At 66.5% G+C, this 8,737-nt stretch carries 10 protein-coding genes; 6 read left to right on the top strand and 4 right to left on the bottom strand.

The window, feature by feature from the left end:
* Positions 1–5 precede the first annotated feature (5 nt).
* From EDF50_RS00575 to EDF50_RS00565, 3 genes are all read left to right on the top strand, one after another.
* Positions 6–662: a DedA family protein gene (locus EDF50_RS00575; RefSeq protein WP_233570235.1), complete on the top strand. Its 657-nt coding sequence runs from the start codon at positions 6–8 to the stop codon at positions 660–662.
* Positions 649–1,320 carry a response regulator transcription factor gene (locus EDF50_RS00570; protein WP_123517401.1) on the top strand — a complete coding sequence of 224 codons (672 nt, stop codon included), beginning with the start codon at positions 649–651 and terminating at the stop codon, positions 1,318–1,320. Before EDF50_RS00575 ends, EDF50_RS00570 begins: the two co-directional genes overlap by 14 nt.
* Before the next feature lie 83 nt (positions 1,321–1,403).
* Positions 1,404–2,369 (top strand): sensor histidine kinase KdpD, encoded by a 966-nt coding sequence (locus EDF50_RS00565; protein ID WP_123517399.1) that lies wholly within the window; start codon positions 1,404–1,406, stop codon positions 2,367–2,369.
* A 253-nt stretch (positions 2,370–2,622) separates the two neighbouring features.
* Here EDF50_RS00565 and EDF50_RS00560 read toward each other — a convergent pair whose 3' ends face one another.
* The 4 genes from EDF50_RS00560 to EDF50_RS00545 form a co-directional block, all read right to left on the bottom strand.
* Positions 2,623–3,333 (bottom strand): zf-HC2 domain-containing protein, encoded by a 711-nt coding sequence (locus EDF50_RS00560; RefSeq protein ID WP_082452595.1) that lies wholly within the window; start codon positions 3,331–3,333, stop codon positions 2,623–2,625.
* Positions 3,330–3,917: a sigma-70 family RNA polymerase sigma factor gene (locus EDF50_RS00555; protein ID WP_233570234.1), complete on the bottom strand. Its 588-nt coding sequence runs from the start codon at positions 3,915–3,917 to the stop codon at positions 3,330–3,332. The genes EDF50_RS00560 and EDF50_RS00555 overlap by 4 nt, the downstream gene beginning before the upstream one ends.
* Before the next feature lie 217 nt (positions 3,918–4,134).
* Positions 4,135–4,653, bottom strand: a complete 519-nt coding sequence (locus EDF50_RS00550) for a hypothetical protein (RefSeq protein WP_055801339.1) — start codon at positions 4,651–4,653, stop codon at positions 4,135–4,137.
* A 416-nt stretch (positions 4,654–5,069) separates the two neighbouring features.
* Positions 5,070–6,137 (bottom strand): sodium:calcium antiporter, encoded by a 1,068-nt coding sequence (locus EDF50_RS00545; protein ID WP_055801336.1) that lies wholly within the window; start codon positions 6,135–6,137, stop codon positions 5,070–5,072.
* 7 nt (positions 6,138–6,144) lie between these two features.
* On the opposite strand from EDF50_RS00545, the gene EDF50_RS00540 reads away from it, so the two are divergent.
* The 3 genes from EDF50_RS00540 (at position 6,145) to EDF50_RS00525 (ending at position 8,704) form a co-directional block, all read left to right on the top strand.
* Positions 6,145–6,909 (top strand): cation diffusion facilitator family transporter, encoded by a 765-nt coding sequence (locus EDF50_RS00540; protein WP_370453948.1) that lies wholly within the window; start codon positions 6,145–6,147, stop codon positions 6,907–6,909.
* On the top strand, positions 6,906–7,487 hold the full coding sequence (locus tag EDF50_RS00535) for a DUF305 domain-containing protein (RefSeq protein ID WP_055801328.1): 582 nt from the start codon (positions 6,906–6,908) through the stop codon (positions 7,485–7,487). The genes EDF50_RS00540 and EDF50_RS00535 overlap by 4 nt, the downstream gene beginning before the upstream one ends.
* A gap of 671 nt (positions 7,488–8,158) precedes the next feature.
* Positions 8,159–8,704, top strand: coding sequence for a uracil-DNA glycosylase family protein (locus EDF50_RS00525; protein WP_123517395.1), 546 nt, complete (start codon positions 8,159–8,161; stop codon positions 8,702–8,704).
* Positions 8,705–8,737 lie beyond the last annotated feature (33 nt).

Raw genomic sequence — 8,737 nt, 5'->3', positions numbered from 1 at the left:
TGAGCATCCTCGACCCCCAGACCCTCCTCGCCGGCATGGGCCCGTGGGCCCTCGGCGGCCTGTCGCTGATGATCTTCGTCGAGTCGGGCCTGCTGTTCCCCTTCCTGCCCGGCGACTCGCTGCTCGTCACCGCAGGGCTGCTGCACCAGAGCCTCGGCCTGAGCGTCGCGGTGATCGCGCTCTGCGGGTTCCTCGCGGCGGCGGCCGGGGACCAGGTCGGCTTCTTCCTCGGCCACCGGTTCGGGCGCCGCTGGTTCCGCCCCGACGCCCGCGTGCTCAAGACCGCGCACCTCGAGCAGGCCCAGGCGTTCTTCGAGCGGCACGGCGGCAAAGCGCTCGTGCTCGGCCGGTTCGTCCCCGTCGTCCGCACCTTCGTGCCCCTCGCCGCCGGCACCAGCGGCTACCCGTACCGCCGGTTCATCGTGTGGAACCTCACCGGTGCGTTCCTCTGGGCCGTCGGCATGACGGTGCTCGGATCACTGCTCGGTGGCCTACCGTTCGTGGCAGACCACATCGACCTGCTCGCCGTCGGGCTCGTCGTCGTGTCGGTGCTGCCGATCGTGGTCACCGCCCTGCGGCGTTCGCACGCCGCCCGGGCCTCGAACGACACCGAGCCGACGACGACGACGAGAGACGAGGAGGCGGTGGGTGACCGGTCCTGACACGCGCCCGCGCCTCCTGCTGGTCGAGGACGACCCTGGACTCGGGCCCATCGTGGCCGACGTGCTCGGCGAGGCCTGGCAGGTCGACCTCGTGGCCGACGGCCGGCGGGGGCTCGAGGCCGCACGAGCTGGTGGGTACGCCGTGCTGGTCGTCGACCGGCGCCTCCCGGGGCTCGAGGGCACCGAGCTCGTCGCGACCCTCCGTCGTGAGCACGTGACGACGCCGGTGCTCATGTTGACCGCACTCGGCACGACCGCCGACCGCGTCGCGGGGCTCGACGGCGGGGCTGACGACTACCTCGTCAAGCCGTTCGAGTTCGACGAGCTGTTCGCCCGGCTGCGCGCCCTGACGCGGTCGTTCGCCGCCGAGGAGCGCTGGCTCGACGTGGGCGAGGCACGCCTCTACCCCGAGAGCCGCATCTTCGTCACGCCGTGGTCGAGCCGCGTCGTGCTGAGCGAGCGGGAGAGCGCACTGCTCGCCGAGCTGGCGCGGTGCCCCGACCACACCTTCGACCGGGCGGACCTGCTCTCCCGCGTGTTCCCGCACGGCGAGCAGCTCGGCACCGTCGACACCTACGTCAGCTACCTGCGCCGCAAGATCGACCGCGACGTCGTGCTGACGGTGCGGGGGAGCGGCTACCGGGTGGGCGCCCTGTGAGACGGCAACGAGGGACCGAAATAGACCGAGTCGCCGACGACGCAGCACTACGGACCGCCGCGCGATCCATCGGCCTGCAGATCATGCTCGTCTCGGCCCTCGTCGTCGTGGGTGCACTCGCCCTAACGATCGCGTGGGTGCTGCACCAGACCGTCCCCAAGGAGCGACTTGAACAGGTCGCCGCCGCTGGCCAGGGCGAGGTCTTCGTCTCAGCAATCGACGTCGTGGCCGGCCTCATTGTGCTCGGTATCGGAGGCGTCGTCTTCGCCGGGCTCGTGACTCTGGTCATTGCCCGACGTGCCGTCCGGCCACTCGGCGACGCGCTCCGCGTGCAACGACAGTTTGTCGCCGACGCCAGCCACGAGCTCCGCACGCCCCTCGCCGTCCTGGACGCCCGCCTCCAGGCGCTGCAACGCAAAATCGCTGGCGGCGCAGCGACAGCCGACGACAAGGTCACCGCTGACCTAGCGAGACTCCGTGACGACTCGCGGGCCCTGATCGACATCGTCGGTGACCTGCTCGAAGCAGCGGGAGGAGACTCTTCCGCTGCTTCGACCATGTCCCACCCCGTGCATCTCAACGACGTGGTCGAGGACGTCCTTCGGTCAATGTCGGTGCTCGCTGACAAGCGCGATGTAGCCCTGCGGTACGACACTGTTGGCTCCGCACACGTCGACGCGCCGACTGCGAGCCTCCGCCGCGCGGTACTTGCCTTAGTCGACAACGCCATTGGCCACGCCCCCTCGGGATCAACCGTGACCGTGTCGACCCGCCTCGAGCGTGACTCGGCCATCATCACGGTAACGGACGAGGGACGAGGCATAACGGGTATCAAACCAACCCGGGTCTTCGACCGGTTCGCCCGCTCAGACCCGGCACCCGAAACCACTGGGACGAACGCACACGCCAGCCGTCCCAGCTTCGGCATCGGCCTCGCACTCGTCAGAGAGGTTGCTCTTCGTCACGGCGGCAGTGTCCGGGTAGCCGCAACTTCCCCCACCGGGACGACGCTTGAGCTGGTCCTACCGGCCTCAAATCAGGGGACCTGACACCAGTGACCCAGGCGCCCGATAGGAGAGCCTTCACGGAGATACGTTTCGGACTGACCTATCGAGACGGCAAGGTCAGCGCACTTCCGGAGGAGTGGTTGAGGTGCGGACGCGTTCGGTGACCGATCCGCCACCGAGAGCGATTTCGGACCGATTTATCGAGACGATCTGGGCCCCGCAACTAAGAGGGAGTGGTCGCAGCCAACGAGCGTCCGGTGACCGACCGTCTAACGGGCGTCTCGTTCGGAGGTGCTCAGGTGTCTAGCCGAGCCAACGCGACCGTGGATCCCTGCAAGCGGATTTCTACACTCGTGATCTTCAGGCTGGGAATAGCCGTCGACGCAGACAGATCTGCGGCACGCGAGCCAGCTGCGTCCCACGTCGCGACGGTAAGCGTGGTGTTGTCCGTTTGTGTGACCACGAGCTCGTATCGGGAGTTGTCTGGCGCATCCGCGCCGTAGTCGCAGTTCCAATCGAGCCTCGTGCCCCAAGATTTCTCCTCGATCTGCAGACCGGCAGTAAGGGTGGTGGAGTCAGTTCCGGGGTCCATGGGCTGGAACGTCATTTGGGCCGTCGCTGGGCCGACGTCGTTTCTTGCGCCCACGGCGAGCCCCCCGAAGACGGCGGCAGCAACAGCAGCGGCAACTGCGAGAGCCATGACTCCTCGGCGGCGGCGTTGACTCTTGCGGAAGCGGTGGGCCATCAGCGACAACGTTTCTGATGGCGCCTGAGTTTCATCCATACCCAGAGGTGAATGGATGGCAAGGGCCTCTTCCGGCGAGATTCGGCTCAGGATGCCTGGGAGACCCGCAAGTTCCGTCACCGCTTCACGGCAGTTGGCGCAGGTACTGAGGTGCTGCTCGTATTCGCGACGTTCATCGGTGGGGAGCGCTCCGAGGACGTAGGACGCGTCCCAGTCTTGGTAACGGTCCTCGTTAGCTTGAAGATCGGGATGCTCAGTCATCGTGTGACGCCCCTTTCTTGGAGGGCTAGCCTCAGCCCGCGTAACCCATAGTGGAGCCGCGATTTCGCGGTTCCTTCTGGGATGCCAAGCCGTCTCGAAATTTCAGGAATGCTCTGACCAGCGAAGTACGCATCGATGACGATCTGACGGTGGTGGTCTGAGAGCGACGCCAGCGCGTCCGCAACGATGATGCTGTCCAGGACGGCATCAGTGCGATCGAGAGCAGTGCCTTCTACCTCGCCAAGGGCTGCCACTTCTCGTCGACTCCGGGCAGATCGTGCGTCGTCGATGACGAGGCGCCGAGCGACCGTGAACAGCCACGCTTGAGCCGCATCCTTGTCGAGCTCCAGCACCTTAGGACGCTGCCATGCTCTCAGCATCGTCTCTTGAACGATGTCCTCGGTCAGCGCCGCGTTCCGAGTGAGGCTGTGTGTGTAACGGCGAAGCGCCCCGCCGTGGCACTCGAACAATGTCGACAAAAGCTCGTCACTGGCTCGGGCCATGACCTTCACCGCCTCGCGCCAGTGAAGTCCGGCTAGTGCCTGATCCAGGACCGCCTCTTGTCGTGCCTGTATCGAGCGCACCGAGGAACGCCGATGCGCACCAGTGATCGAACCTCATGCCATCGACCAGGCCAGGACATGGGTTCACCGTCTGAGCGGAAGCAGTCGACGTATTCGCACCCACTGTCTCTGCCTTGATGTCGATGAGCACTGCCTTGTGGCTCCTTTGCTCGGGTGGGGTTGTGGAGCTGCGAGGGCCTGCAACCCGGAGAGTTCTGTCCGGCAGGCACGCGCGCGATCAGGAGGCTGGGGTCGCTGCGCCCTCAGTGGCTGCTTCCATGTTGATCGTGCCGTCCGGCTGGAGGACGTACCAGGCATCCTTCACGCCCTGTCCGTTGACCTGTCCAGGTTCGGTGTCCTTCGCGAACCGGTACACCGGCCAGCCGTCGACGGTCAGCTGGGTTGTCCCGTCCGTGCGGGTGAGGGAACCGATCTCGCCCGTGATGCCTTCTGGGGAGGACGTGTCGGAGGCTTCAACTGCCGGCCAGGTCGTGGCGCATTCGTCGTAGCAGTTGCTGGTGCCCGAGTCCTGCTCGTCCATCTTGAACGTGTAGATCGTGTACCCGGCGTCGTCGGTGATGATCTCGCCCAGGGGAGACGTTGCGGTGCCGAGGACTGCCGCTGCCGCGGTGGTCTCGGCGGGGGCCGGCTCGGTGGAGTCGGTCGTCGTGGATGATTCGGCAGATGTGGTGCACCCGGAGAGAGCGGCCGCCGCCAAAACGGCCGTCGTGAGGGTGATGGTCATTCGCTTGTGCATGATTCCTCCTGCTGGTACGCCGGCCCAGGTAGCCCGCTTACTACGAACACGATGCAGCTCATCCAGAAGTTCATCCGTGGCCGAAAAAGATTGGCGGTCGCAGGCAGCCGTCCTCACTCCCGGCGAAACGGGTGGCAGACGCGAGTGGCAACCCTGCACCGAGGGCACCGCTGTCACACATCATCACTCTGGGCCACTGTTCGCAGCTGCGGCGTCACGCCCTGCTGGACGACGTGACTATCCATGTTCACGACGTGATCTGGTCTCGAAACATCCCCCGGGACCGGATTACGGCGATCTCAGACGTCGGCCAGGTCGAGTACAAGGACGCCCGCGGCTACAGCAGCATGGGCGCCTTGGTCAACTTCCACGGCTCATTGGGCTTGACGGTCGCCAGTGTCGCCGGGCTGGTCCTGTCAGCCGAGCGTGATGGCGACGAGGCCACCGATGCCGACCGCGTAGAGCACGAGCACGACGAACGAGTCCACGCCCATGCCCGCGATGCGTCGTCGCGGCCGAAAGAGCAGGCCGACGGCGTAGACGAGCGTGAGGAGCGCGGCGAGGGCGGTCAGGTAGACGTCGCTGGTGTTCGACTGGGGCAGGATCGCCTGCCCGGAGATGACCGTGGCGACGAGGAAGAGCACGGGCAGGAAGGCGTTGCCGCCGAAGATATCGCTCATGGCCAGGTTGTCGTCGCCCTGCTTGACGGCCTGCAACCCGGTCGAGATCTCGGGCAGGCTCGTCGCCAGGGCCAGGACTGTCGCGCCGAACAGCACACCCGACAAGCCGATCTGCGACGCGGCCGCGTCGCCCGCGCGTTCGAGCACGACGCCGGCGACGAGCGTGGCGAGGGCCGACAGGCCGAAGACGACCGCGGCCTTCTTCGTGCTCATGGTCGTCGGCGACGGGTTCGAGCGCGTCCGGTGTCCGCGCGGTCGCGGCGTCGACGTGTCAGGTGCCGCTCCGGCCTCGTGCCACGGCAGGCCCTTGCCGGCACGCCGGACGAGGAACAGGCCCACGAGCCAGATGACGGCGATGAGGACGACGTCCGGCGTCAGGCGCGCCACTGTGAGCGAGGACGGCAGCTGGGTTCCGGCGATGACGACGGCGAGGACCGCCACCACGACCAGTGCCTCGAGCAGCAGCCCTAGGGAGGCCGCGCGATAGGTGAGGGGGTGGACACCCTTGCCGCGTTTCCCGAGGGCGTCCAGGACGACGAGGACGACCGTCTGAAGGGCGATGCCGCCGAGGATGTTGCCCGCGGCCACCTCGAGCGAGCCCGAGAGGGCGGCGCTGACCGTGATGGCGATCTCGGGCAGGTTGGTCGCCACCGCGAGGACGATGAGTCCGCCGAGCGCGCTACCGAGGTGGAGTCGGGAGTCGAGGACGTCGGTCGTTTTCGACAGCTGGATGCCGGCGACCCAGATGACGGCGGCGCCGGCGACGAAGATGGCGGCTAACAGCCAGAGGGGAAGGGTGTCCATGCGTGCTATGCAACTCCTCGGGGTGCGCCTCTCGACGCGGGGCGATCGTCGAGACGGATGCCGGCGGCCCCCGGCCGGTCCAGGCGCCTTGCACTCGTCGGCAGCCGTCGCGGGCTGGGAATCGATCAACCGCCTCATCGACCCCAGGCCGATCGCGAATCCCTGGCTGCTGGTCGTCGCTGGGCTCATCGGCTTTGCAGACAACGAACTCGTCGCGATCTACCGCATCCGCGTCGGGCGACGGATCGGATCGGCAGCCCTCGTCGCTGACGGGGTCCACGCCCGCCTGGACGGCTTCACGTCCCTGTCTGTCGTGCTGGGCGCCATCGGGGTCCTCGCCGGGTTCCCGCTCGCGGACCCCATCATCGGCCTGCTCATCGCAGCCTCGATCATGGTCCTGCCCTGGGGGACGGTGAAATCCATCGGCCGACGGCTGATGGACGGCATCGACCCCGACCTCCACAAGCGAGCCGAACACGCCCTGGAACACGCCCTGGGCGTGCGGGGCGTCCACGATCTTTATCTCCGGTGGATCGGGCACCGTCTCACCGGCTCCGCAACCATCGAGGTCGACGCCGAAGACCTCCTGACGGCGTCCCAGACCGCCGACCAGGCCGAGGCGCATCTGCGCGCTGCGCTCGGCAACCTCGACGCGTTCACCGTTACACCGATACCACCGGTGCCGGCTCAGAGGCTCTCATCAGCCGTACGCGGCACGATACCTCCGGGGGGTATCTTTTTTTCGATTCTGATCCTGGAAGAACGACCATGAACCGCACCGCCACCATCTTCATCAGCGCAACTGCGACCATTGCTGCCCTCGCCCTCGCGGGGTGCGCCGAGGCGTCGTCGTCCGCAGGCGACACGTCGTCCGCGTCGTCGTCCCAGGCTGCTGCCTTCAACGATCAAGACGTCATGTTCGCCCAGATGATGCTCCCGCACCACACCCAGGCCGTCGAGATGAGCGACATGCTCCTCGCGAAAGACGGTATCGACGGGGACGTGATCACCCTTGCCGAGACGATCAAGGCCGAGCAGGCCCCGGAGATTGATCAGCTCACGACATGGCTCAAGGCTTGGGGGCAGGACACTGAGGCGTCCATGGATCACTCCATGGACGGCATGATGAGCGACTCCGACATGGACGCCCTCGAGAATGCTGACGGAACCGACGCGGCGCGGCTGTTCCTGGAACAGATGACGACACACCACGAGGGGGCTGTCGAGATGGCGCAGACCGAGATCGAGGGTGGGCAGAACCCGGACGCGGTCCAGCTGGCGACAGCGATCGTCTCCTCTCAGACTGACCAGATCGACACGATGGAAGACCTCCTCGCGGTAATCAAGTAGCCGTCCTCGTCGCAGGCCAGCGTGCCCCAAGACGGTCACCAGAATCTCGGTCTTGGTAATGCAGTCCCGGGATGGCTCGGGGAGCCACAAGCAGCGGAATTTTGGTCGCCACCTGGGGTGGCAGCGATACCGGTCGCCGGCCTCGTGGTCGACGTCGCTCCCGCAGTCCTGCTGGTGAGGATGTGACCCGTGCTGAAAACGTCCGCCTAGCAATCGGTCACCGGTTGAGGCAGCCCCAGGCATCATGAGGGGCATGAGAGCGGGGACAGCGACCTACGGGAAGACCCTCGCTGGTGTCTTGGCTGTTCTCAGCGATGTCGATCCGTATGGTCTCGAGCCTGGTCAGCCGGACGGTGCTCCGTCAGATGAGTGCGAGATGGAGGCGGTCGACCTGGTTCGCATTCTCCTCAGGGCCGATGCCGTCACGATCCTTGATGTCGAGGCGGTGTGGATGCGCTGGTTCTCGGAGTCGCTCGTCCTTCGACTCGGACCGCCCCGAATGGCGCAACTGGTTGATCGCTTGAACGCACTCGTGGACGGTGCCCGATAGAGGATCGCCCACTGGATCACTTGCTGTGGGGCGAGTGCACTCGGAGCGGACGCCGTCTTGGTCGTTCCGCGTCGTCGGTGAGCGTGGGCGGAAATGGTCCTCGACGTCGTAGCGTCTAGGGATGCAGCAGCCGAGGGGCCTCGATCAGCTCGTGTCGGAATGGCGGAGCTCCGGACCAGACCGTGCGCGCTTCGTGCCGGGCTTCGACCCATCAGGTGGAGGAGCAGCGGCGAAAGTCCTCGTGCTGATGGAATCACCCGGTCCTGCCACGATCAGGCAGGGCGAGGACGCGATCAGCAGTGAGGACAACCCGGGGCCGACGGCGTCTGCGTTCAAGCGAGCACGAATCGAGTCGGGTCTGGGCAGGAACGTCTACCTGCGATGGAACATCGTCCCGTGGGCCCTGGGCCGGGCGCCGACCGTCACCGATCTCGACGACGCACGCCCCGCCCTCGCTCAGCTGCTCGATTCCCTGCCGCAGCTGCGGGCGATCGTGACCTTCGGCACTCCGGCCCTGACGGGCGTGATGAGGTACTTCACCCTGGAACCGCGTGCGAGGGTCGTGCCCGTGCTCGCAGCACCCCATCTGTCGCCGGCGAACGCCACCCGCGCCGGCGAGAAGCACCTGCGGGCCGTCACGGCCCTACGGCACGCTTCGCTCCTCTGATCATCTCGGCGCCGAGTCGGGGCTGTGCTGCAA

The sequence above is a fragment of the Frigoribacterium sp. PhB24 genome (assembly GCF_003755185.1).
Classification (GTDB): domain Bacteria; phylum Actinomycetota; class Actinomycetes; order Actinomycetales; family Microbacteriaceae; genus Frigoribacterium.
Note: the sequence above shows the minus strand (reverse complement) of the source record. Positions and strands in the feature narration are given on the sequence as shown.